Annotated in this window: 20 protein-coding genes; 19 read left to right on the top strand and 1 reads right to left on the bottom strand. The window is 31.9% G+C overall.

What is annotated here, in order from left to right; all coding sequences use genetic code 11:
- Positions 1-325 precede the first annotated feature (325 nt).
- The 10 genes from BUA21_RS03290 (at position 326) to BUA21_RS03250 (ending at position 12,482) form a co-directional block, all read left to right on the top strand.
- Positions 326-1,549, top strand: a complete 1,224-nt coding sequence (locus tag BUA21_RS03290; protein ID WP_072743244.1) for an ABC transporter permease — start codon at positions 326-328, stop codon at positions 1,547-1,549.
- Positions 1,550-1,566: 17 nt separating this feature from the next.
- On the top strand, positions 1,567-2,262 hold the full coding sequence (locus BUA21_RS03285; protein ID WP_072743436.1) for an ABC transporter ATP-binding protein: 696 nt from the start codon (positions 1,567-1,569) through the stop codon (positions 2,260-2,262).
- A complete protein-coding gene (locus tag BUA21_RS03280; protein WP_072743243.1) occupies positions 2,246-3,517 on the top strand; it encodes a radical SAM protein in 1,272 nt (423 codons plus the stop codon). The genes BUA21_RS03285 and BUA21_RS03280 overlap by 17 nt, the downstream gene beginning before the upstream one ends.
- A 205-nt stretch (positions 3,518-3,722) precedes the next feature.
- On the top strand, positions 3,723-4,844 hold the full coding sequence (locus BUA21_RS03275; protein ID WP_072743242.1) for a P-loop NTPase family protein: 1,122 nt from the start codon (positions 3,723-3,725) through the stop codon (positions 4,842-4,844).
- Positions 4,845-4,855: 11 nt separating this feature from the next.
- Positions 4,856-5,113: a hypothetical protein gene (locus tag BUA21_RS03270; RefSeq protein ID WP_072743241.1), complete on the top strand. Its 258-nt coding sequence runs from the start codon at positions 4,856-4,858 to the stop codon at positions 5,111-5,113.
- 46 nt (positions 5,114-5,159) lie between these two features.
- A complete protein-coding gene (locus BUA21_RS14655; protein ID WP_158281633.1) occupies positions 5,160-5,333 on the top strand; it encodes a hypothetical protein in 174 nt (57 codons plus the stop codon).
- Positions 5,334-5,449: 116 nt separating this feature from the next.
- Entirely contained in the window at positions 5,450-7,315 is a 1,866-nt protein-coding gene (locus tag BUA21_RS03265) for an FtsX-like permease family protein (RefSeq protein WP_072743240.1), read from the top strand.
- A 19-nt stretch (positions 7,316-7,334) separates the two neighbouring features.
- Complete coding sequence (locus tag BUA21_RS03260) at positions 7,335-8,537, top strand: S8 family serine peptidase (protein WP_072743239.1); 1,203 nt, start codon at positions 7,335-7,337, stop codon at positions 8,535-8,537.
- Positions 8,538-8,567: 30 nt separating this feature from the next.
- On the top strand, positions 8,568-10,277 hold the full coding sequence (locus BUA21_RS03255) for an ABC transporter ATP-binding protein (RefSeq protein WP_072743238.1): 1,710 nt from the start codon (positions 8,568-8,570) through the stop codon (positions 10,275-10,277).
- Between the two features lie 339 nt (positions 10,278-10,616).
- Positions 10,617-12,482: an FtsX-like permease family protein gene (locus tag BUA21_RS03250; protein WP_072743237.1), complete on the top strand. Its 1,866-nt coding sequence runs from the start codon at positions 10,617-10,619 to the stop codon at positions 12,480-12,482.
- Positions 12,483-12,546: 64 nt separating this feature from the next.
- Here the strand turns inward: BUA21_RS03250 and ychF are convergent, their stop codons facing one another.
- Complete coding sequence (gene ychF, locus BUA21_RS03245) at positions 12,547-13,641, bottom strand: redox-regulated ATPase YchF (protein ID WP_072743236.1); 1,095 nt, start codon at positions 13,639-13,641, stop codon at positions 12,547-12,549.
- A 190-nt stretch (positions 13,642-13,831) separates the two neighbouring features.
- Here ychF and BUA21_RS03240 point away from each other — a divergent pair, with 190 nt between their 5' ends.
- The 9 genes from BUA21_RS03240 to BUA21_RS03200 all read left to right on the top strand — a co-directional run bounded on the left by BUA21_RS03240 (position 13,832) and on the right by BUA21_RS03200 (position 23,638).
- Positions 13,832-14,317 (top strand): YhcN/YlaJ family sporulation lipoprotein, encoded by a 486-nt coding sequence (locus BUA21_RS03240; RefSeq protein ID WP_072743235.1) that lies wholly within the window; start codon positions 13,832-13,834, stop codon positions 14,315-14,317.
- Positions 14,318-14,420: 103 nt separating this feature from the next.
- Entirely contained in the window at positions 14,421-15,692 is a 1,272-nt protein-coding gene (gene yfmF / locus BUA21_RS03235) for an EF-P 5-aminopentanol modification-associated protein YfmF (RefSeq protein ID WP_084604120.1), read from the top strand.
- Between the two features lie 17 nt (positions 15,693-15,709).
- Positions 15,710-16,996, top strand: coding sequence for an EF-P 5-aminopentanol modification-associated protein YfmH (gene yfmH / locus BUA21_RS03230; RefSeq protein WP_072743234.1), 1,287 nt, complete (start codon positions 15,710-15,712; stop codon positions 16,994-16,996).
- A 70-nt stretch (positions 16,997-17,066) separates the two neighbouring features.
- The gene (gene lgt, locus BUA21_RS03225; protein WP_072743233.1) at positions 17,067-17,804 is read left to right on the top strand and encodes a prolipoprotein diacylglyceryl transferase; all 738 of its coding nucleotides are present in this window, start codon (positions 17,067-17,069) and stop codon (positions 17,802-17,804) included.
- A 223-nt stretch (positions 17,805-18,027) separates the two neighbouring features.
- On the top strand, positions 18,028-18,459 hold the full coding sequence (mraZ, locus tag BUA21_RS03220; RefSeq protein WP_072743232.1) for a division/cell wall cluster transcriptional repressor MraZ: 432 nt from the start codon (positions 18,028-18,030) through the stop codon (positions 18,457-18,459).
- 17 nt (positions 18,460-18,476) lie between these two features.
- A complete protein-coding gene (gene rsmH / locus BUA21_RS03215; RefSeq protein WP_072743231.1) occupies positions 18,477-19,409 on the top strand; it encodes a 16S rRNA (cytosine(1402)-N(4))-methyltransferase RsmH in 933 nt (310 codons plus the stop codon).
- Positions 19,410-19,439: 30 nt separating this feature from the next.
- A complete protein-coding gene (locus tag BUA21_RS03210; protein ID WP_072743230.1) occupies positions 19,440-19,913 on the top strand; it encodes a septum formation initiator family protein in 474 nt (157 codons plus the stop codon).
- Positions 19,914-19,925: 12 nt separating this feature from the next.
- A complete protein-coding gene (locus tag BUA21_RS03205; protein WP_072743229.1) occupies positions 19,926-22,100 on the top strand; it encodes a stage V sporulation protein D in 2,175 nt (724 codons plus the stop codon).
- A 71-nt stretch (positions 22,101-22,171) separates the two neighbouring features.
- Positions 22,172-23,638, top strand: coding sequence for a UDP-N-acetylmuramoyl-L-alanyl-D-glutamate--2,6-diaminopimelate ligase (locus BUA21_RS03200; RefSeq protein WP_072743228.1), 1,467 nt, complete (start codon positions 22,172-22,174; stop codon positions 23,636-23,638).
- The last annotated feature ends 8 nt before the right edge of the window (positions 23,639-23,646 follow it).

The following is a 23,646-nucleotide window of genomic DNA, read 5'->3' as shown; positions in this document are numbered from 1 at the left end:
TTAGATTGACAAAGGATATAGATAATCATAAAATAGTAATGAATGGATATATAGGTAAAATAAGGAAAATGATCATATAATTTTCTGCAAATTTCTCATCTAATAGTTTTGTTTACGTTTCATTTATTATGTTCAATGTAAAAACACTTCAAAGATATCCATTAATAATTAATGCAATCATAAAAATTTTTCATATTAAAAAAATATAAAATTTTCATTTAAAATTGAGCGAAAATTGCGATTATTGCGTTAAAAACAGAGACATGAAATTGGACTAGTTCTATAGTTTTCAAACAATAATAATGACTAAAGGTGGTTGATATTTATGTTTGTCGTTCATGCAATTCAAAAAAATGCTTTAAGGCACAAGAAGAAAAGCTTTCTGTCCATTCTGATTTCAGGTATGATTGTTTTATTTTTGCTATTGTATATTTCAAACATTGAGAAAAATCAAGCCCAGCTTATAAAGCTTGGAAGGACCATTCCCATTACAGGAAGCATATGCAATATTGACGGCAGTCAAGATGTAGGGCTTCAGATTGATCTTGAGATGCTGAACAAAATGCGTGATACAGGACTTATAAAAGACGAAGTTACTGCAATGGAAATATGTGCTGCTATGCCAAACACATATGATGAATCTGCACTTGGCTGCTTATGTCGTTTTGTTGGTACAAATTCTTTTTCTATATTTTCATCTTTTACGCCTAAGGATGTTTCATATATTGATGGTTATGATGAAAGTTTTTTAAAGGGAAAGGAAGCCGTGTGTATTGTAAGGGACAGGTTCATGAGGGAGCAGAATATTAAATTGGGAGACGAATTAGAAGTTGAAGCCTATGCACAGAAATATGATAAAGAAGGAGGACTGATAGATGATTTTGAAAGAATAAGATCTGTGAAGATGAAAGTGATAGGGAGTTTTAAGAGTAAGACTCAGTCGCGTAATGAAGCACCATATATTATAAGTCCAATTGGATTTGTTGAAAGTATTTATGAAGGAACGAATGTCAGGAGCTATGCAAGTGCTGCAAGATTTACCCTTAAGGATTCTCTTAAAGTTAACGAATTCAAAAATGAAATGCAGAAAATTGGATTTTCATCCACTAATATGCAAGGGGGTTTTTCACGAGTGGGGAAAGCTCTTACAATAAACGATGAGACTTTCATCATGTCAGCAACACGACTTACGGAAAGTTTGAACATGCTCAAAAGTTTTAAACCATTAATATTTATAATAGTTGCTGCAATTGGTTTTATATCATCATATCTGTTGATGCAGAGTAGACAAAGGGAATTTGCAATCATGCGTTCATTAGGTACGAGTAAGAATAAGTGCTTCAAAATTATTTTCTTAGAAAGTATGGTGTTAGTACTTTTAGGCAGTATTATAGGAGCTTTTGTATCTTATCAAATTGTAGATATTCATATCAAAACTGTAGGGATTACTTTACTTTCATTTATAATTTTCTATATGTTAGGAACAGCAGTTGCCTTATTGTTGCTAAGTAGATTTAGTGTAATGACAATACTATCTAAAACGGACTAAAGGGAGGTATGGTTAAATTGAGTATATTAAAAGCAGAGGAAGTAAGTTATGTATATAAAAGCAAATATCAAACAGTAGAAGCGGTTTCTGATGTTTCATGCACCTTTGATACAGGGAAAGTATATGCCATAGTCGGCCATTCTGGGAGCGGAAAGACTACATTTCTTTCACTTTTGGCAGGGCTTGATTTGCCTACAAAGGGAGAAATCTATTTAGAGGACAAACCTATGAGTACCTTAGACAGGGATAAATATAGGAGGAATACGGCATCTGTTGTATATCAATCCTTTAATTTGTTTCCACTTTTAACGGCTCTTGAAAATGTAGCCTATCCTATGGAGCTTAATGGGATTTCAGCCAAGGAAGCTAGAGAAAAGGCAAAAGAGCTGATTTCCAAAGTTGGACTTGAAGAGAGGATATATAATCAACTACCTCTCATGATGAGTGGCGGAGAGCAGCAGAGAGTTGCAATAGCACGAGCTCTAGCTGTTGGTGGTAAAATCCTCCTTGCGGATGAACCTACTGGAAACCTTGACACGGCAAATGGAAATATAGTTGTAGAATTGCTAGGAAAATTGGCCCATGATGAAGGATATGCTGTGATTATCATAACTCATGACATGAGTATAGCTGATAGGGCAGATGTTGTTTATACTATGAAAGATGGGAAATTGACAAATAGAGGAGGAAGTTTTAATGGAACAATTAGTTAAACAGTCTAAGCCATTGATTCTGACTTTCAAAACTCCGTTAGGATTTTATTTCTATGAAACAAATAGAAATGAAATAGTGGCAGTAAATGAACAATTATATAAATATATTGATGCTGTAATGCAGGATGATGAGCAGGAAATCCATCAATTTGGGGAGGAAGTTGTTTGTCAGTATGATGATTTGAAGGACTGTGGATATCTTTGTACAAATCATGTGAAAGAAATAAGACATCCTGCAACGGATGAATTGGAACTTTTTCTGGAACGAAAAATTGACAGTATTACTTTGCAGGTTACACAAAGCTGTAATTTACGATGTTCATATTGTGTATATTCTGAAGATGGCTATCCTAGTCAAAGAAGTCATTCTGAAAAAATGATGTCTTTTGAAACGGCAAAAAAAGCAGTAGATTTTTATTTCATGCATTCTATGGATACAAAACATCCTAATATCAGTTTTTATGGTGGAGAGCCTTTTCTAAATATAGAATTAATAAAACGAGTAGTAGATTATGCAAAGAAAGTATTTGAGGGACGGAATATTACATTTACTACAACAACTAATGCTACATTGTTAACTGACGATCTTATAGACTATCTTGCTGAAAATAAATTCAATCTTATGATCAGTTTGGATGGCCCGAAATCAATACATAATCAAAATCGGGTTTTTGCTGTGAATAGAAAAGGCTCCTATGATACGGTAATAAAGAATATCGGGAATATGTGGAAAAGACATCCGGAGTTTGCGAAAACTGTATCTATAAGTATGGTAATCAATCCAGAGAACAACTATGAAGAAATAAACAGGTTATTTAATGACAGATATATAAAGAAAATGAGATGCCTTCATTCGATTGTAGAAAAAGATGACGGAGAAATGGTAAACTATGCGGATGAGTATGTAAATGGAAGCCTTTATAACCAATTTATAGGCATTTTGTCTATGGTTGGACGATTCAAGAAAGATGGAGTTAGAAAAACAGCAATTGATGAAATTGAAAATATGGAGCATGAAATGCAAAAAATTAGGTATGGAGTGTTAGGTGATATAGCTGCACCAGGGGGGCCATGTATCCCTGGTAAAATGAGATTGTTTATAGATTATAAAGGTGATTTTTTCCCATGTGAGAGGATAAATGAGACATCAGAGTGTATGCATCTAGGATCTTTGGATACAGGTTTTGATATGAACAATATCAATTCATTACTTAATATTGGAAAGCTGACAGAGGATGATTGTAAAGATTGTTGAGCTTTTACGCAGTGCGTTATCTGCGGAAAGAAAGCCGACAAAAATGGAAAGCTATCAGCTGAGAAGAAAAGAAATTATTGTCAAGAATCAAAAACGATGGCTTTTTCGAAAATAAAGAATAAGGTTTTACTCTTTGAGTTAAAAAGACATTTGTCGGGAGAAACAAATTCATTGTTGTAAATATATTATAAGGGGTGAAAAAAGTATGGAAAAATTGGCGATATGTGCTGTTCCCTTTTCTGTGGAAGATATACCTGTTATCGTGAATTTGACAAAGTTTAAACCTGGATATGTTGTTGATTCAGTTGTTGCACCGACAGGGCTTGGATTGGAAGGAAAAGATATTGCTGTTATTGAAAACAGGGACGAATTAGGATACACAGTTACTTCAAATTTGAATGGCAGTGTAAAATCATCTGATACTGTACTTATATTATCAAAAGATAAATATGATCCTCTATATGATTATGCTGTAAAGGCAATAGAAGAGGCAATCAGGCAGAGAAAGGATATCATATGTTTGCTCAAGCTGGATAAAGAAACAATGAATCGGTATAAAGAGATATGCTGTAAAAAAAATATCGGCTTCCATTATATTTTTGAGGACAAACTTCCCAGGGTTTCATACGAAGATATTTCAGAACCTTTGTATCATCCCTATGCACCTGTTGTTTTTATTGGGGAGTTGGCAGAAAATGTTCAGGGATACGAGGTGTTTTGTAATTTGGTTAAACTCTGTCAAGATAAGAGCCTTAGAGTGTCTGCAATAGGCTTGGAAAGGGCAAATGGCTTGTTTGGTTTTCATACAATTGATTTTTCGGATATAAAGGGCGAATTGAGCAACCGTGTCTATAGGATAAATAAGTATATAAGGAATATTGAAGAACATGAAAATCCAAGTATTATCATCATCAAATTGCCTAAACCGATGATGAAGTTTGATGAAGACGTTAGGTATGATTTTGGATTATCTGCATATCTGATTTCTCAGGCTATTCCAGCAAGCTTTTTCATTGCCTGTTGTCCTTATGGCTTTTTTTCCGAGAAATTTTGGAAACCAATAAGTGACAGTTTTCAAGCAAAGTTTGGATATGAAATAGATGCAGTTCATATCAGCAATAAGTTAGTAGATAATACAGATGAGATGGATAAAAATAGACTTTCTTTTGTCCATATGCCGACCTGGAAGGTCCAGGAAATTATTGAAGAAATCTCTGATGAGTCTCCGTTTTTATTAGGCAATTTGACTGACCTGAAATATATGGACCGTGTTGTTGATGAAATAGAAGACAGTTTATTTCATGCACCATACGGGTTAATTGTATAGGGGGGAGAGTTGTGGATAAAAAAGAAATTGTCCAATCTCTAAAAAAAATTTTTTCTAAATATTTTAATATAGATGAAGAATTCAAGGAAGAAAATTTTGATAAAGCATTAACAGGATTTTTTTCCTTTGATTATTCAGATCTTGTATACCTTTATATTTTGATTGAAGAGATATTTAATATCACCATTGACGGTAGGCAGCTGAGAGAATATAGGTTCAATACCGTTAATGGTATCGTAAAAGTTGTTATGGAATCAATGCCTATATAGATTTTCATATCAGTGCATCTCAAATTAATACAAAGGAGGCGATAAAATGAAAAAGATCAAGAAAGTAAATCAAATATCTGCCCAGTCGGTATATTCTTTCGGATGTCCATGCAAAGGGTACTGTGCAACAAATTGTGGATGTAGGGCATCTGATTCACATAGTAGTAATGATGTAAATGAAATGAGTAGAAATAATCCACACAGAACAACGGGAGTATAAAAATAACAAAATATGTATAAATAAGCTATTTATAAGATGCATTGATTGAAATACGAGAGCCATTTGCGGTATCGCAAATGGACTCTCGTTCATTAATGAAGCGGAAGGTGAGATATATGTTGCTAAAAAATAGTTTAAAGCAAATGGGAAGAACAAAGGTAAGAACGATTGTTTCTTTTATATTAATAATACTGACAGTTACATTTTTGTCATTGGGAGTAAATCTTTGGCAGACATGTAATGGGAACTTGGGGAAATACGAAAGTGTTTTTACAACTATAGGAATAGTAGATCAAAAAGAAAATGTTATGGAGGTAAGTCAAAGTTGGGATGCTGCAACAAAGAGGTATACCTATTGGGATAAACCTATCTATGACACAATACTTCCAATTTCACTACTTGATTTTGAAGGCGCAAACTATATTATCAACCCTGAGCAGAGACCTTATTATGGAGCTTACTCTCCAGATATAAAAATCAGGGCTACCAAGGATGAAGAACATCAAGAAAGCAAACTTGATTCTGTTGTAGAAATAGTACCTTATGAAGATTGTACACCTGCAGGGCCTGTAAGAGTAAAAGTTAAAAGAGTATTACATGGGACATTTGATTTAGAAGGGTCTGATATTTGGTTTTGCGACCATTTTAACCATAATCCAGGGCTATTAGAAAAAGGAAATACATATATAACAGACATTGAACAGATTCCTAATTTTCATGAAGATTCTTATATGGAAAGATCTTATGAATTTATTCCACACAATCTTACTATTTCAACTCAAAAGAATAAGAAAGGAGAAATGGTTGCGAAGAAAGATACACCTGATGAAAAGTGGGAAGAAGTAACTGATAATTTTTATGAAACTGAGGCAGGAAAGAAATGGAAAAATCTAGGAAAAGCGATAGATAGATTCTTTAAGCATACCTTTCCTGTTATGCCAACAAACAAGACAGAGTTTCTAATGGAGTTCAATCAGGGAAATGCATATATTTATGATGGACGGGATATCACAGAAAGTGAGTATGAAGAGGGAGAGAAAGTATGTATTATTCCAAAGAAATTAGCTATGTTAAATGGATTAAAAGTTGGTGATAATATAAATCTTAAACTGTACTATGCAGATTATGAAAACTCAGCAAGTCAGGTATTTCCAGCAGGTGGTACTGTATTGTATTTTGGACTTCTTAATGTTAAAGGAGAAGCGTATCCGGTATTTGAAGACAGTGAGTATAAAATTATAGGACTTTATAGCAATACTGCTGACCCAGAAAAAAGATCTACAGGATATGAACTGGGGAGAAATGCTGTAGTCATTCCTTCCAAATCCGTGAAAAACAGTGATGAAGACAACATTGTAGGATACGGACCTATTAAGGGATACAACACATCATTTCAGATACCAAATGGGATGACAAAGGAATACCTAGAGAAATTCAAAGCTCTAGGCATAAACAATTTGGAAGTAGAGTTTTATGATGGAGGATATGAGAGATTATCTTCAGGAATGCGGAATTTGAAAACTGTAGCTGTAATTTTGGTAGCGGTAAGTGCTGCAACAACTCTAGCAATACTGTTTTTCTTTGTATTTTTGTTCATTTCAAAGCAGAAAAAGCGTACAGCTATAGAACGTTCTCTCGGAATGAATAAAAGGGAATGTACACTATCTATGCTCTACGGAATTATTTTGATTATATCCATAGGAGCAATTCTAGGAAGTTTTATAGGATTTAAGATAACTGGGACTATTATGTCTAATTCCATGGATAAAAAAACTGAACTTTACAGTACAGAATTTAGCAACTGGGTCAATAACTCAGATAAAATGGCAGAAGTTGCTGAAACTAGTGTACCTGTAAATTATTTGACATCAATTCTCCTATGTCTTGTAGTTATCCTTGTGTCTATTATTATTTCACTGATATTCATTAAGAATAACCTAAAGGCAGAACCCCTTGAACTTTTGAGCAAAAGCGATGAGTAAACAGGAGTGAAATATATTTATGGTAAAAAACAAACTGAAAATAGCAATTATAGATGACGGAATTAATATTGAGCTTATGCAAAGGCTGAGAAATAAAGAAAATGAAATCACTTGTTTGCAGATGCATAATGGTACTTGCGTTGTACAATATACAGCTCCTTTACAAATGATTAATCATGGAACAGTATGTACTCTAATATTGTTGGAAAGCTTGGAGGTAGAGAAGGTTTTAAATGATGTTGAAATTATAAGCATATCAATTGTTGATGAGGAAAAGCGGAATAATCTTCGTAAGTTAAGTGCTGCAATTCAATGGAGTATTGATTATGGAGTGAATCTGATTAGTTTGAGTATTGGATCAAAACAGTTTATTACCGCGGATGATATCATTGAAGTATCAAAAAAAGCTGAGAAGAATAATACAATTATAGTTGCCGCTGGTTCAAATGACGGTATCATTACTTATCCTGCATGTTTACCTTCTGTGATTGGTGTAAAGGCAGCTGATTTGATTTTAGAGAAAGAAACTACTTATATAAATCCGATAGACGGTATAGATGTTCAGGAGTATGTACCTGATTTAGCCGTGTTAAAAAAGCTGGAACAACATTTTAACTACTATTTATCATTAACTAACAGTATTATTGCACCAGTTGTGGCTGCACAGATTGCAGGTATTATTTTACAGGAAGAAAAAATTGACAATATTAGGGTTATAAAAAAACTACTTGCAAAGAAAAAAGGTTTAAAAATTATAGATGATAACGATTGTTATTCTACATTAAGTACTATAACAAAAATAAAAAACACAAAGGAAATACAAATACCGATAATAACTATGGTGTATCATCATTTAAATAAAAATAGTATTGAGGGCTTATCAAGAGCAGTGCAGAAGAAATTTATAAAAAATGAATATAACTGCGTATGTATCAGTGATATGATTTCTGAAAACTATTTTGAGGAAAACTGGTTTAGATTACCAATAGAAAACACAAAAGAGTGGTTATGTTTTTATGAGAACTTTTTAAATGCAAATATCATTATTCTTGTGATTGATGAAGAATGGTTAAATTTATCCGTATCATCCAATTTTATTGATGCAATTATTTCAGAAAAGAAAGGGCATTTTGATTGTCCGTGTTATTGCCTGAAATCAAAAGATGAGGATTTAAAATCTCAAAATCTTTTTAAATGGATTATTGGATTGTTTAGTGCTTAAGACAATACGAAAGGTAGAGTGAAATTTCATATGAAGAGCGAAAAATTTGATTTTGAGTTGCTTAAAAGAATGTTAAAATATTTAGTACCGTTTAAAAAAAGACTGTGGCTTATTATAGTCTGTTTTGCTCTGTCGACTGTAGTTGGTTTTTTTCAGCCTCTTACTATTCGGAGTATCACAGATGATGGTATGGCACAGAAAAACTTGAAGGTTATTATTTATTCTGTACTCATTTTGCTTGGACTAGTTCTTGTAAATCAGCTCCTTGAAGTTCTACAAGCAAAGCTTTTTATAGATATTCATAACGAATCAGAGTTCTTGCTTTCGCATCAGGCGTTTAACAAGCTCTTGCATCTTAAAACTGAATATTTTAACGATAAGAACAATTCTGAAATTATAAACAGCTTACAGATGGACGTAAGCAATGTATCAGCCATAACAGATCGTTTTATGGCAGTTAATATTAGTTACATATTTAGGGTGATCAGCGGTGTAGCAGGACTTATTATTATCAGTTGGAAACTTACCATTATAGTACTTGCAATGGCACCAATCAAATACTTTACGGTACTTACACTTTCTAAACGGAAGGGAAAAAAAACAGAAGAACTAATTGAGAACTATCGTGATTTTTCTGCATGGTTTGATGATAATATTGGCGGTGTGAAAGAGATTAAGTTATGGAATCTCTATAACAAGCGTTATAAAACTTTTGAAAAGAAGCAGAAAAACATTCTCAAGATTAGTAAAGAAAGCACGATGTTGGATACTTGGAATGTATTTTATGAGATTATGCTTGAATGGTCGGTGACAGGACTTCTTTATATACTTGGCGGAATTTTAATTGTTAATGGTTCACTTACAATTGGAGGGGTGTTTGCATTCCTTTCATATAGTAGTTATGTTACTGGTCCGATTTCTTCAATACTCAATATCAGATATTTCTTTTCAAGAATTTTTCCGTCTGCAAAAAGATTTTTTTCGTTTCTTGACATGGAAGAGGAAACAAACTTTGAAAATAGTATAGAAGTCAAAAATGAAAGTCAAAACATTCAATTCAAAAATGTATCTTTTTCATATGAAGAGAACAGGGAAGTCTTAAAGAATATTAACTTTGTTTTTTCAAAAGGAGAGAAGGTTGCTATTATTGGAGCAAATGGCAGTGGAAAGACGACTATATTGGATCTTTTATTGCGTTTTATTGAGCCTTCAAGTGGCGAAATATGTATTGGTGACAAAAATATAAACCAAATCAGCATAGCTAAATATCGCTCACTGTTTTCTGTTGTCAGTCAGGAACCTTATCTCTTTCATGATACAGTTCTAAACAATATCAATCTTGATGGTAATGCAGGCAAAGAAAAGGTAGAAAAAGCCTGCCGACAGAGTGGAGCAAGTGAGTTTATAAACAAATTACCCAAGAAAGAAAACAGTAAGATCGGAAAAAACGGAGCAAGGCTTTCGGGTGGAGAAAAACAAAAGATTGCAGTGGCGAGGGCAATTGTAAAGTATTCACCTATTGTTATACTTGATGAGGCAACTTCGGGATATGATGTGGAATCCGATTCATATCTTCATGATGTAATATTAAACGAACTTAAGAATAAATCTGTGATTATGATAACTCATAGATATGACAATTTAGAAGGTATGGATAAGGTATATCGCTTGTCTGAAGGCAGATTGGTAGAGATGAATAAATTGAAAAAAAGTTCAGAGAAAAATATTGATTATATATAGATTTTCATATCAGTGCATCTCAAATTAATACAAAGGAGGCGATAAAATGAAAAGAATCAAGAAAGTAAATCGAATATCTGCCCAATCGGTGTATTCTTTCTACTGTCCATGCGAGGGATATTGTTCAACAGTATGTATTTGTACAACACCTGATTCAACAAGTTCTAACGCAGAGAATTCAATGAGTGTTTATAATCCACACGGAGGAACACAAGTATAAAAGATAACAGATGATGAGGCAAACAACTATTTATAAGATGCATTGATTGAAATACGAGAGCCGTTTACGGTATCATAAACGGACTCTCGTTCATTAATGAAAAGCGGAAGGTGAGATATATGTTGTTAAAAAATAGCCTGAAACAAATGGGAAGGACAAAGGCAAGAATGATTGTTTTTCTCATATTAATAGTACTGACAGTTACATTTTTGTCATTAGGAGTGAATCTTTGGCAGACATGTAATGGAAACTTGGAAAAGTACGGAAAGGTTTTTACTACTGTCGGAGTGGTCAATCAAAAGGAAAATTCCGTAGAATTAAATCAGAGCTGGAATGCTGCAAGAAAGGAATATACTTATTGGGATGAACCAATATATGATTATATTTTACCGATTTCACTCCTTGATTTTGAAGGTGCAAATTACATAATTAAACCAGAACAGAGGCCCTACTACGGAGCTTACTCTCCAGATATAAAAGTTATGTCTTCAGAGGAAGAAGAATACGTTGAAGGTAAACTTGATTCTGTTGTGGAAATAATACCCTATGAAAATTGCATTCCTTCAGATCTAGTAAAAGTGAAAGTTAAAAGAGTACTTTATGGAACATATGATTTTGAAGGGACTGATATTTGGTTTTGTGACGAATTTAACGATAATCCCGGATTGATAGAGAAAGGAAAAACATATATAACAGTAGTTTCACTAATTGGCAATGAACATAAGGACTCTTACATGGAAGTACCTTATGAATTTTTTCCGCACAATCCTACTATTTCAACTCAAAAGAACATAAAAGGAGAAACGGTTGCGAAGGATAGTATACCTGATGATAAGTGGGTAGAGGTTACGGACAACTTTTATGGAAATGAAGAAGGAATGAAGTGGAAAAATTTAGGAGAAGCAGATGATAGATTCTTTAAACATACCTTTCCCATTGTTCCTACAAATAAAACGGAATTTCTAATGGAGTTTAATCAGGGAAATGCATATATTTATGATGGACGGGATATCACAGAAAGTGAGTATGAAGAGGGAGAGAAAGTATGTATTATTCCAAAGAAATTTGCTATGTTAAATGCATTAAAAGTTGGTGATAATATAAATCTTAAACTGTACTATGCAGATTATGAAAAATCAGTAAGTCAAACATTTTCAGCAGGACGTGTTGAATTAAATTTTGGTCTTCTTAATGCTGAAGGAGAAGTGTATCCGGTATTTGAGGATAGTGAGTATAAAATTGTAGGACTTTATAGTAATACTGCTGACCCGGAAAAGAGGCCCACAGGCTATGAACTGGGAAGTAATGCTGTAATTATTCCTTCGAAATCCGTGAAAAACAGTGATGAAGATAATATTGTCGGCTATGGTCCTATGAAAGGATACAACACATCATTTCAAATACCAAATGGGACAACAAAGGTATACCTAGAAAAATTCAAAGCACTAGGTATAAATAATTTGGAAGTCGAGTTTTATGATGGAGGATATGAAAGATTGTCTTCAGGGATGGGGAATCTGAAAACTGTAGCTGTAATTTTAGTGGCTGTGAGTGCTGCAACAACTCTAGCAATACTGTTCTTTTTCGTATTCCTATTCATTTCGAAGCAGAAAAAGCGTACGGCAATAGAACGTTCTCTCGGTATGAACAGGAAAGAATGTACATTATCCATGCTCTACGGGATTCTTATAATTATAGCCTTAGGGGCTGTTATAGGGAGTTTTGCCGGATTTAAGACGGCGGATTTTGTCATCTCGAAATCAACGAACATGGAAACGGAACTGTACAGCACGGCTTTTAGCAACTGGGTCAACAATGCAGATAAAATGGCAGAAGTTGCTGAAACTAGTGTACCTGTAAATTATTTGACACCAATTGTACTATGTCTTGTAGTTATCCTTGTATCTATTATCATTTCACTTATATTAATTAAGAATAACTTAAAAGCGGAACCTCTTGAACTTTTAAGTAAAAGTGAGGAATAAACAAGGGAAGAAAAGAGTGGGTTAGCAAATGGCCCCCATATTAGAAAATGAGGGCCATTTGCTATTATACATTGAATCTAAATACTACTACATCTCCATCTTGCATTATATAATCTTTTCCTTCTGAACGAATGAGTCCTTTTTCTCTGGCATGAGTATATCCATTACATTCGATCAATTCTTTATAGTTTATGACTTCAGCTCTTATAAATCCTCTTTCCATATCAGTATGAATTTTTCCTGCAGCTTGAGGTGCTTTTGTTTCCTTTTTGATAGTCCAAGCCCTTACTTCCTTAGGTCCTGCAGTTAAGAAGCTCATAAGTCCTAGAAGACTATAACTTGCTTTTATCAATTTATCCAATCCTGATTCTTTTAAATTCAATTCATTTAGGAACATTTCTTTTTCTTCCTTATCAAGTAGAGAAATTTCAGATTCTATCTTTGCTGAAACCACTATTACTTCGGAGTTTTCAAGTTCGGCATATTTTTTTACACTATTTACATATGAATTGTTTTCGTATCCTTCCATCAAATCATCTTCAGAAATATTGCAAATATATAAAACTGGTTTTAATGATAGAAGACTAAAGCTTTTTATCATCTCTTTTTCTTCTTCGGAAAAATCTAATGTTCTAGGAGATTTTCCATCTTCAATGGTCTTTTTTAATGTGGATAACAATTCATATTCTTTTAAATAACTTTTGTCTCCTTTTAGAACTTTTTCAACCTTAGACAATCTTTTATCTATTATCTCTAAATCTGCAAGCATTAGCTCTATATTTATGATCTCTATATCACTTATAGGATCTATTCGGCCTTCTACATGGGTTACATTTTCATCTTCAAAGCATCTAACTACATGTACTATGGCTTCTACTTCACGAATATGAGATAAGAACTTGTTTCCTAATCCTTCTCCACTACTAGCGCCTTTTACAAGGCCTGCAATATCAAAAAACTCAACAGTTGCGGGTGTTATTTTTTCAGGATTAACTAAATTAGCCAATTCATCCAATCTATGATCAGGCACAGGCACTATTCCTACATTTGGCTCTATTGTGCAAAATGGATAATTTTCTGCTTCTGCTTTAGAAGCTGTTAAGGCATTGAAAAGAGTGCTTTTTCCTACATTTGGTAGTCCTACAATTCCTAATTTCATCTAAATCTTCCTTTCAAAAAAATAGTAATCATTCTCTTAAACAATTATATATTATCAATTTTGTTTATTCAATATAATAGATATTTTAATTAGATTTTATTTTTCTTAAAATATCAATTTTTATTTCATAAAATTTTTATAAATAGGACAATATATATTAAAGGAGTTTTGTAAATAGGAGGATTGAAGTATGAAAGGGAAAAAAATTAAAGTGATTGTTTCAACTTTTTTAGCAGTATTTTTGGTATTTATAATGTGCAGTTGCCAAAAAAATGAGGTAAAAGTAGAAGAGGAAGATAATGAAGATGTGAGTACAAATGTGGCTGCAAGTAAAACAAATGAGTTTGTTGAGATGGCAGAAAACATCGCGGATAATGTTGTTGATTTGATAGGAGTAGAAGATGCTACTGCTATTATATATGGTGAGGATATTGTTGTGGCTGTAGAAATGTCAGATAAAAATACTTTGACTATTGGAATGAAGGGGATGATAAAAGATGTTGTTATGAATAATGACAATATGATAAACAATGTATTCATAACAGATGATGCAAAAATTTTTGAAAAAGTAGATACTATAGAACAAAATTTAATAAAAGGTGAAGATATAAAAAATTATAGAGAAGAGATAAATAAAATAAAAAAGAGGATATCCAGTGAAAAGAATAATGAGTGAAATCCGGTCTTTAGGCTGGATTTTTTCATATAATAATTAATAAGCCATATTATTTATATAAATGTGATATTATGAAATAAAAAGATTTGAGGAGGGTGGAATTGTGTCATTGTCAAATTTAAGAGTAAATATAACTGAAGGGATGAACTTAAATCTTATAAAAACTGATAAATTAAAGTCAAATTTGATTAGTTTCTATATCATAATGCCTTTAAATCGCAAGGATGCTACGAAAAACGCTTTAATACCATTGGTTTTGAAGAGAGGAACAAAAAATCACAATACAAATTTAGAACTTGAGAGAAAACTTGAAGAAATGTATGGTTCATCTATGAGTATAAACATAAACAAAAAAGGAGAAAGGCATGTTTTGAGATTTACTATAGAGTCTCCTAAGGGTATTTATGTAAATGATGAGGAATATTTTATAGATGCGATAAAATTGTTAAGAGAAATAGTATATGAACCTTATTTAAAAAACAATTTTTTTAGTCATAAATATGTAGAACAAGAAAAAGAAAATTTAAAGAGAATTATCGAAGGGAAAATCAACAATAAGAGAGACTATGCTATAAACAGATGTATAGAAGAGATGTGTAGAAACGAAAAATACAGTGTATATGAATATGGTTATACTGAAGATTTAGATGAAATAAATGAAGAAAATCTATATGAACATTATAGATATATTTTAGAAAATTTCCCTATAGAGATATTCTATGTAGGAGAATTTGATGAAAAACTTATAGATAATATAGTAAATGTTTTTAGAATTAATAGGAGAAATGTTGTTGAAGTTCCCAGAGAAAAAATAGCAAGCGTAATACAGACAAAAAATATGGTTTATGAAGATATGGATGTAAATCAAGGAAAGCTTGTTATAGGTTATAGAACTAGCCTTACTTATGAAGAACAGTTGTATAGTAGTGCAATACTAGCAAACTATATATTTGGGGGAGGCCCAAATTCAAAACTTTTTAGAACAGTCAGGGAAAAAGAAAGTTTAGCTTATTATATTGGTTCAAGTATGTACAAATATAAATCTTTGATACTTATAGATGCTGGAATAGATGTAGATAATTTAGAAAAAACAATAGAAATAATAAGAGAACAATTAGACGAAATGAGAAATGGAATATTCACAGAAGAAGAAATTAAAATAGCAAAGAAATCCATATCTAGTCAAATGAAGTCTATAGTAGATAGTAATTATTTGATAAGCGAATATTTTTTAAGTAGAGTTATATCTAATGATAATAGAACTATTGATGAAATTGTAGAAGATATTTATAAAACAAAGAAAAAAGATATCACAAAAGCATCAAATACCTTTTATTTAGATACAATTTATTTTTTGGGAAAAAAGAATTATTGATTTAGGAGGGAATTTTTTTGGATAAAAAAACATACAGGAACAACAAGATAAATGAAGAAGTTATTTTTTGTGAATTGGATAGTGGATTAAACATATGCTTTATACCCAAAAAAGGCTATAGCAAAAAATATGCAATTTTTGCAACAAACTATGGTTCAAATGACAATAGATTTATACCTATTGGTGAAAAAAACGTATTAGAAGTTCCACAAGGAGTAGCTCATTTTTTAGAGCATAAATTGTTTGAAGAGCCAGATGAAGATATATTTGATAAATTTTCAAGACTTGGAACAGATGTAAATGCCTATACGAATTTTAATCAGACAGCATATCTTTTTTCTTGTACAGACAATTTTTATGAGAGCTTGGAACTTCTAATAAAATTTGTTCAAAATCCATATTTTACAGATGGAAATGTGGAAAAAGAAAAAGGAATTATAGCACAGGAAATAAAAATGTATGAGGACAATCCTGGATGGAGAGTTTTTTTCAACTGTTTAAGTGGAATGTACTATGAACATCCAGTTAAGATAGACATAGCTGGAACAGTAGAAAGCATACAAAAAATCAATGTAGATATCCTTTACAAATGCTACGATACTTTTTACAATCCTAAAAATATGATTTTAGTTATGGCTGGAGATATTTCTTTTGATGAGGCAGTTGAAGTGATTGAAAGAGTTGAGAAAAAAGACAAAAGTTCTAGTGAAGACATAGTTCGAATATATAATGAAGAACCAAATAGTATCAAAGAAAAATATATTGAAGAAAAGCTTATTACCTATATGCCTATATTTACTATTGGGTTTAAAGAAAAGGATATTGGATGTTTGGGAGAAGAACTTATAAAAAGAGAGATGACGACAGATATGTTGTTAGATATGCTATTTGGTCAAAGTTCAGAGTTTTATCAAGAATTGTACAATGAAGGAATCATAGATGGAAGTTTTGGAGGACAGTATACTGGTCATGAGAACTATGGTCATTCTGTTATATCTGGTCAATCTAAAAATCCTGAATTAGTTCTTGAAAGTATAATTAAGTATCTAAATGAATTAAAAAATAAGGGTTTAAAAGAAGAAGACTTTTTGAGAATTAAAAAGAAAAGCATGGGCTCGGATTTAATGGGATTTAATTCAGTAGAATTTATAGCTAACAACTTTGTTAATTACTATTTTTTAGATTATTTATTTATAAATCTTTTAGATGTATATGATAAGATTACTTTTGATGATATATATCATAGATTTAATTCACATTTTGACAAAGATAATTACACATTATCAGTTGTAAAACCAATGTAGCCTGACTTTAAAAAAAATTAATTGTGTGTTATTATTAAAAGATACTGATAAATAGAAAGGGGGCGGCTATATGGACCCTGTAGCTTTCACATTATTTGGATTAGAAGTTAAATGGTATGGGATACTTATTTCTAGTGGGATTGTTATAGGAGCATTGTTGGCATTTAGGGAAGCAAAGAGAGTAGGATTTAAAGAAGATGATTTGATTGATGTATTGCTTTATGCTATTCCATTTTCTGTATTGGGAGCAAGACTGTATTATGTAGCTTTTACATGGGATTATTATGGGAAAAATCCCAAACAGATTCTAAATTTTAGAGGTGGAGGAATGGCCATACATGGAGCTCTAATTGCAGCAGTAGTTACAGCAATTATATTTTGTAAAAAGAGGAAGGTGAATTTTTGGCAATTAGTTGACATATGTGCTCCTAGTATTGTTCTTGGTCAGGCTATTGGCAGATGGGGAAATTATATAAATCAAGAAGCCTATGGCACTCCGACAGATTTACCTTGGGGAATTGTGATAGATGGAGTAAAAGTTCATCCTACTTTTTTGTATGAATCCATATGGGATTTTTTAGTTTTCATATTTTTGATGTGGTATAGAAAAAATAAATCTAAAGTAAGGGGAGAAACGTTTTTGTTATATTTGGTCCTATATTCTTTAGGCAGATTTTTTATAGAAGGTTTAAGGACTGACAGTCTTATGTTGGGACCTATTAGAATAGCTCAATTGGTAAGTTTAGTCACAGCAATAGCAGCAATGATTATAGTATTTTATAGGAAGAAAAAAGCAAGTATTTCATAAAAAACTTGTTAAAATAAAGTAGATTTTGTCTACTTTATTTTTTTTATATCTTTTTTTAAAAGAAACAGTCAAAAACAAGTAAAAATAGGCTAAAAGTCCTATGAAATATTCAAAAATTTTTTCATTTCATTGAAGGATTTTAAGAAACTATATAGAACTAATTAAGAAGTGGTTAAAAGTGGTGAGAAGTGGTTTGAAATGTTATACTTTTGGGGTGAGATAGATGTTTATTGGAGAATATCAACATACATTGGATGACAAAGGAAGAATTACAATTCCATCTAAATTTAGAGACGATCTTGGTTCTAATTTTATCATGACTAAAGGTCTTGATAATTGTCTGTTTATTTATCCCAAAAGTGAATGGCATATATTAGAGGAAAAATTGAAATCTTTACCTTTAACTAGTAGAGATGCTAGAGCTTTTGTGAGATTTTTCTTTTCTGGTGCCTGTGAATGTGAATTGGATAAACAGGGGAGAGTACTTATACCATCCAATTTAAGAGTTCATTCAAAATTAGAAAAGGATGCAGTAGTCATAGGGGTATCTACTAGAGTTGAAATATGGAGCAAGGATGAATGGAATTTGTACAATGAAGATGACAATTTAAGCTATGAAAGTATAGCGGAAAAAATGGCTGAATTGGGAATATAAAAATAGGAGTTGATAGTTTGAATTTTGAACATGTACCAGTTATGCTTAATGAGGTTTTAGAAGGATTAAATATAAAGGAAAATGGAATATATGTAGATGGTACTTTAGGCGGCGCTGGTCATTCTGTAGAAATAGCAAAGAGACTTAAGGGTGGCAAATTGATAGGAATTGATCAAGACATAAATGCTATAAAAAAAGCTGAAACAGTATTGGCACCATATGCTGATAGAGTCACTATAGTTAAGAATAATTTTAAAAATATAAAATTTGTACTTGCAGATTTAAATATAGAAGGTGTCGATGGAATATTACTTGATTTAGGTGTATCTTCCCACCAATTAGATGAGGAATCAAGGGGCTTTTCTTATCAAAAAGATGCACCACTAGATATGAGAATGGATTTAAGCCAAGAGTTTTCTGCTTGGGATGTAGTTAATAAATATAGTGAGTTAGAATTAGAAAAGATTTTATGGGATTATGGAGAAGAAAAGTGGGCTAAAAGAATTGCAGAATTCATAGTAGAAGAAAGAAAAGGTAGAGCTATTGATACTACTTTAGAATTGGTTTCGGTTATTAAAAAAGCTATACCAAAGGGTGCAAGACAAGCAGGACATCATCCAGCTAAAAAGACTTTTCAAGCAATTCGTATTGAAGTAAATGGAGAATTGAAGATTTTAAAAGATACAATAATAGATGCAACTCGTATGCTAAATGTAGGTGGTCGTGTATGCATTATTACTTTTCACTCGCTGGAAGATAGAATAGTTAAAGATACTTTTAAGGAGTTATATCAAGATTGTATTTGTCCAAAAGAATTTCCAGTATGTGTTTGCGACAAAAAAAGAGAAATAAATATAGTGACTAGAAAGCCTATTGTGCCTGACAAGGACGAAGTACAAACAAATTCCAGGTCTAGAAGTGCTAAGTTGAGGATAGCTGAAAAAATTTAATGTTCTATTCTAAAGGAGGTGTGAATAAATTTGTTAGTAGCTAAAACTGAAGAAAACTATTATTACAATGAAAATATTAGAGAGAATGTTAGAAACAACAATGTTTCAGAAAGAAGAAAAAATACAAATATAAAAAGCAATTCTAAAAATAAATTGCAATTTATTATGTCTGCAATTATAGCTTTAATGATTTGTTTATTAGTATTATATAGATATGCTCATATCACTCAGATGAGGCTTGAAATCACGCAATTGGAAAGCCAAAAAATAGAATTGGAAAAAGAAAAACAAGATTTATTAGCGGAACTTGACAGAGTTAAAAGTTCTTCTAAAATAGAAGAGGATGCAAAAATAAAATTGGGAATGGATTATCCAACGGAAGAGCAAATAGTTTATATTTCTATGAACGAAAGTGTTCAAGATGATGAACAAGTAGCAGAAGAAGGTTTCTTTTTAGTTCAATATATAAAAAGCATGATGGATGCGGTATTAAAATTATTCTAGGAGGTTTAATAGATGCCAGCACCTAGCAACATAACAAAGAAAAGATTAGTATTTATATTTTTTGCTGTATCTTTTATAACACTTTTTTTAACTTTAAAACTTGGATATGTACAGATTGTAAAAGGTGAAGAACTAAAGAAAGGTGCTCTTGAGCAGCAAACCAAAGGCATTGAGATAAAAGCTAAAAGAGGAATAATATACGATACTAATGGGAAGAAATTGGCTATTAGTGTTAGTGCTTATACTGTATGGTGTAGCCCAGCTGATATAGAAGAACCTGAAGTTACAGCTAAAAAGGTTTCAGAAATACTTAATATGGATGAAGAAGAAGTATATAAAAAAATAACTAAAAGGCAGAGAGTAGAAAAAATAAAGCAATGGATAACAAAAGAAGAAGCGGAAGAACTTAGAAAGGCAAATTTAAAAGGAATAGAAATAATTGATGACAATAAAAGGTATTATCCTTATGGAAGTTTTGCAAGCCATATTATAGGTTTTACGGATATTGATAATAATGGTCTATATGGAATTGAAAAGACTTATGACAAATATTTAAATGGTACACCAGGAAAATGGATAAAAAGTACTGATGCAAAACAAAGACAACTTCCTTATGGAAGTGAAAAAATGTATGAAGCTAAAGATGGACTAGGTGTCGTATTAACTATAGATGAAACAATACAACATTTTGCAGAAAAAGCAGCATTAGAAGCTTTGATTAAGAATAAAGCAAAAAATGTTTCTATAATTGTCATGGATCCCAATACTGGGGATATATTGGCCATGGCTTCAAAACCTGATTTTGATCCCAACAATCCTAGAGAACCTCTAGATGAAAATTTAAAAGAGGAATGGAAAAATCTACCCCAAGACGAACTTCAAAAGAAGTGGTATGATATGTGGAGAAATTTTGTAATAAATGATGCTTATGAGCCCGGCTCTACTTTCAAGATTATAACTTCAGCTGTTGGTCTTGAAGAAAATGTAGTATCTCCCGATAGCCATTTTTATTGTGGTGGATTTATCAATGATATACCTGGAGAAAAGTTGAAATGTTGGAGATATTACAATCCTCATGGGGATCAAACTTTTAAGGAAGGCGTTCAAAATTCTTGCAATGTGGTATTTGTAAATTTGGGAAGAAGAATTGGAAATGAAAGAATGTATAAATATATAAAGGCTTTTGGATTTGGTCAGACTACAGGAATAGATTTGACAGGTGAACAAGCGGGTATTATTCCATCTAGTGCAGAAAGTATGAAAGAAATAAATTTGGCTACTATATCTTATGGGCAGGGAATTGCTGTGACTCCTATTCAGCTTATAACTGCTATTTCTGCCGTTGGAAATGGTGGAAATCTCATGAAGCCTAGATTGGTTAAAGAATTAATAGACGTGGATGGAAATATTGTTCATAGTTTTGAACCTGAAGTAAAAAGAAAAGTTATATCAGAGTATACTTCAAAACAATTGCTCGATATATTGGAATCAGTTGTTTCAGAGGGAACAGGAAGAAATGCATATGTTCCTGGATATAGAATAGGTGGGAAAACTGGAACAGCACAAAAGGTTATTGATGGGAAGTATGCTCAAGGGAAATATATTTCTTCTTTTGCGGCTATAGCTCCAGTAGATGATCCTAAAATAGCTGTATTGGTCATAATTGATGAGCCTACTAATGGGGCTTATTATGGGGGAGTTATTGCAGGTCCTGTAATGGGCGAGGTAGTGGAAGAAACTCTTAAATATTTAGATATAGAACCTAAATATACAGAAAAAGAAAAAGAAGAGTTTAACAATAAAGTGAAGGTACCAGATGTTAGAAATAAAAATATAGTAGATGCTGGAAAGATACTTACAGATTTACAATTTAAGTACAACACAGAGACTATAGAAGTTACAGAAAAATCCATAGTCATAGATCAATTTCCATTACCTGGAACAGAAGTGAGTAGGGGTTCTATTATAGATTTGTATTTAAATGATAAGAGAAAAAATTCAAATATTGTAGTAATGCCTGAACTTACTGGTAAAAGTAGAGATGAAGTGATTAAGATTTTAGATGAGATGAATTTAAAATATAAATTTAATGGAAGTGGTACTGTCACAAATCAGAAACCAAGTTCAGGTACAGAAATTGATGAAAATATAATAGTTGAAGTTGAATTTTCTGACATTAAAGAGTAATATATTAAAGGGCGACTTTATAGTTGCCTTTTAATTGATTTACAAATAAAGGAAACTAAAGAGGTGAAATCATGGAGCTTGAAACTCTTGTTAAAGGATTAGAAATTGAAAGAATAAATGGAAGTTTAGATAAAGATATAGTTGGAATTTGTTATAACTCCAGAGAAACAAAAGAAAAATATTTATTTGTTGCAATTCAAGGTTTTAAAACAGATGGTCATAAGTATATAGAAGATGCTATTAAAAGGGGCGCTACTTCAATTATAGTTGAAAAAGATGTCGAAATATCAGATAGGAATATTACGATTATAAAAGTTAAAGATAGCAGGGCTAGTCTATCTAAAGTGAGTTCTGATTTTTATGATAATCCGTCTAAAAATATGGAGATGATAGGGATTACGGGTACCAATGGAAAGACTACTATTACTTATTTGGTGCAAAGTATTTTGGAATGTGCTGATAGAAAGACTGGAATTATTGGAACTATTGGAAGTGTTATAAATGGAGAATTGAAAAAGACTGAAAATACTACACCAGAATCATTGGTTATCCAAAAGTATTTACATGATATGCATAGAGGAGAAATAGAGTATTGCGTCATGGAAGTTTCATCTCATTCATTGGATTTAAAGAGAGTTATGGATTGTAATTTTGATGTAGGTATATTTACAAATTTGAGTAGAGATCATTTAGATTATCATGAAACTGTAGAAAATTATTTCAATGCAAAATTGAAATTATTTTATATGACTGGTAAATGCAATATAATAAATATTGATGATTTTTATGGACAAAAAATTGTTGAAAAAATCTCTTCCCTTGACATTCCTGTTCTTACCTATGGAATTAGAGAAAGCTCAGATATTTATGCAACTAATATAGAATATCATTCTAGAGGTGTGGATTTTGTATTGAATACACCAAAGGGATCTATAGATATAAACTTAAATATTCCTGGTGAGTTTAGCATATACAATTCCCTTGCAGCAGCTAGTTGTGGCTATTTTTATGGTATTGACCTTGAAACAATAAAGAATGGTCTGGAAGCTGTAAAAGGTGTAAAGGGAAGATTTGAACTTGTACCTACTGATAAAGACTTTACAGTAATAATAGATTTTGCTCATACTCCAGATGGTCTTGAAAAAGTTTTAACTGCTATTGAAAAATTTAGAGAAGGAAGAATAGTTGTAGTATTTGGTGCTGGAGGAAATAGAGACAAGACAAAGAGACCTATAATGGGAGAAACTGTTGGTAAGTATGCAGATTTTTTGATTGTCACTTCAGACAATCCTAGATATGAAGAACCAGAAAAAATCATTGATGATGTAGTAGAAGGCGTGAAAAAAGTCAATGATAATTATATAAAGATTGTTGATAGGAAAGAAGCTATAGAATATGCTATAAAAAATGCAAAACCTAAAGATATTATTTTACTGGCAGGAAAAGGTCATGAGACATACACTATTATTAAGGACAATATAATACCTTTTGATGAAAGACAAATTGTTTTGGATATTTTGAAAAAACTAAATGATTAGTTTTATAC

The sequence above is a fragment of the Sporanaerobacter acetigenes DSM 13106 genome (assembly GCF_900130025.1).
GTDB classification, from domain to species: domain Bacteria; phylum Bacillota; class Clostridia; order Tissierellales; family Sporanaerobacteraceae; genus Sporanaerobacter; species Sporanaerobacter acetigenes.
This window is presented reverse-complemented; position numbering and strand designations above follow the sequence as displayed.

Coding starts and splice junctions, on each gene's coding strand:
- BUA21_RS03290 (WP_072743244.1), top strand. CDS start 326: ATGTTTGTCGTTCATGCAATTCAAAAAAATGCTTTAAGGCACAAGAAG.
- BUA21_RS03280 (WP_072743243.1), top strand. CDS start 2,246: ATGGAACAATTAGTTAAACAGTCTAAGCCATTGATTCTGACTTTCAAA.
- BUA21_RS03275 (WP_072743242.1), top strand. CDS start 3,723: ATGGAAAAATTGGCGATATGTGCTGTTCCCTTTTCTGTGGAAGATATA.
- BUA21_RS14655 (WP_158281633.1), top strand. CDS start 5,160: ATGAAAAAGATCAAGAAAGTAAATCAAATATCTGCCCAGTCGGTATAT.
- BUA21_RS03265 (WP_072743240.1), top strand. CDS start 5,450: ATGTTGCTAAAAAATAGTTTAAAGCAAATGGGAAGAACAAAGGTAAGA.
- BUA21_RS03260 (WP_072743239.1), top strand. CDS start 7,335: ATGGTAAAAAACAAACTGAAAATAGCAATTATAGATGACGGAATTAAT.
- BUA21_RS03255 (WP_072743238.1), top strand. CDS start 8,568: ATGAAGAGCGAAAAATTTGATTTTGAGTTGCTTAAAAGAATGTTAAAA.
- BUA21_RS03250 (WP_072743237.1), top strand. CDS start 10,617: ATGTTGTTAAAAAATAGCCTGAAACAAATGGGAAGGACAAAGGCAAGA.
- ychF (WP_072743236.1), bottom strand. CDS start 13,641: ATGAAATTAGGAATTGTAGGACTACCAAATGTAGGAAAAAGCACTCTT.
- BUA21_RS03240 (WP_072743235.1), top strand. CDS start 13,832: ATGAAAGGGAAAAAAATTAAAGTGATTGTTTCAACTTTTTTAGCAGTA.
- lgt (WP_072743233.1), top strand. CDS start 17,067: ATGGACCCTGTAGCTTTCACATTATTTGGATTAGAAGTTAAATGGTAT.
- mraZ (WP_072743232.1), top strand. CDS start 18,028: ATGTTTATTGGAGAATATCAACATACATTGGATGACAAAGGAAGAATT.
- BUA21_RS03205 (WP_072743229.1), top strand. CDS start 19,926: ATGCCAGCACCTAGCAACATAACAAAGAAAAGATTAGTATTTATATTT.
- BUA21_RS03200 (WP_072743228.1), top strand. CDS start 22,172: ATGGAGCTTGAAACTCTTGTTAAAGGATTAGAAATTGAAAGAATAAAT.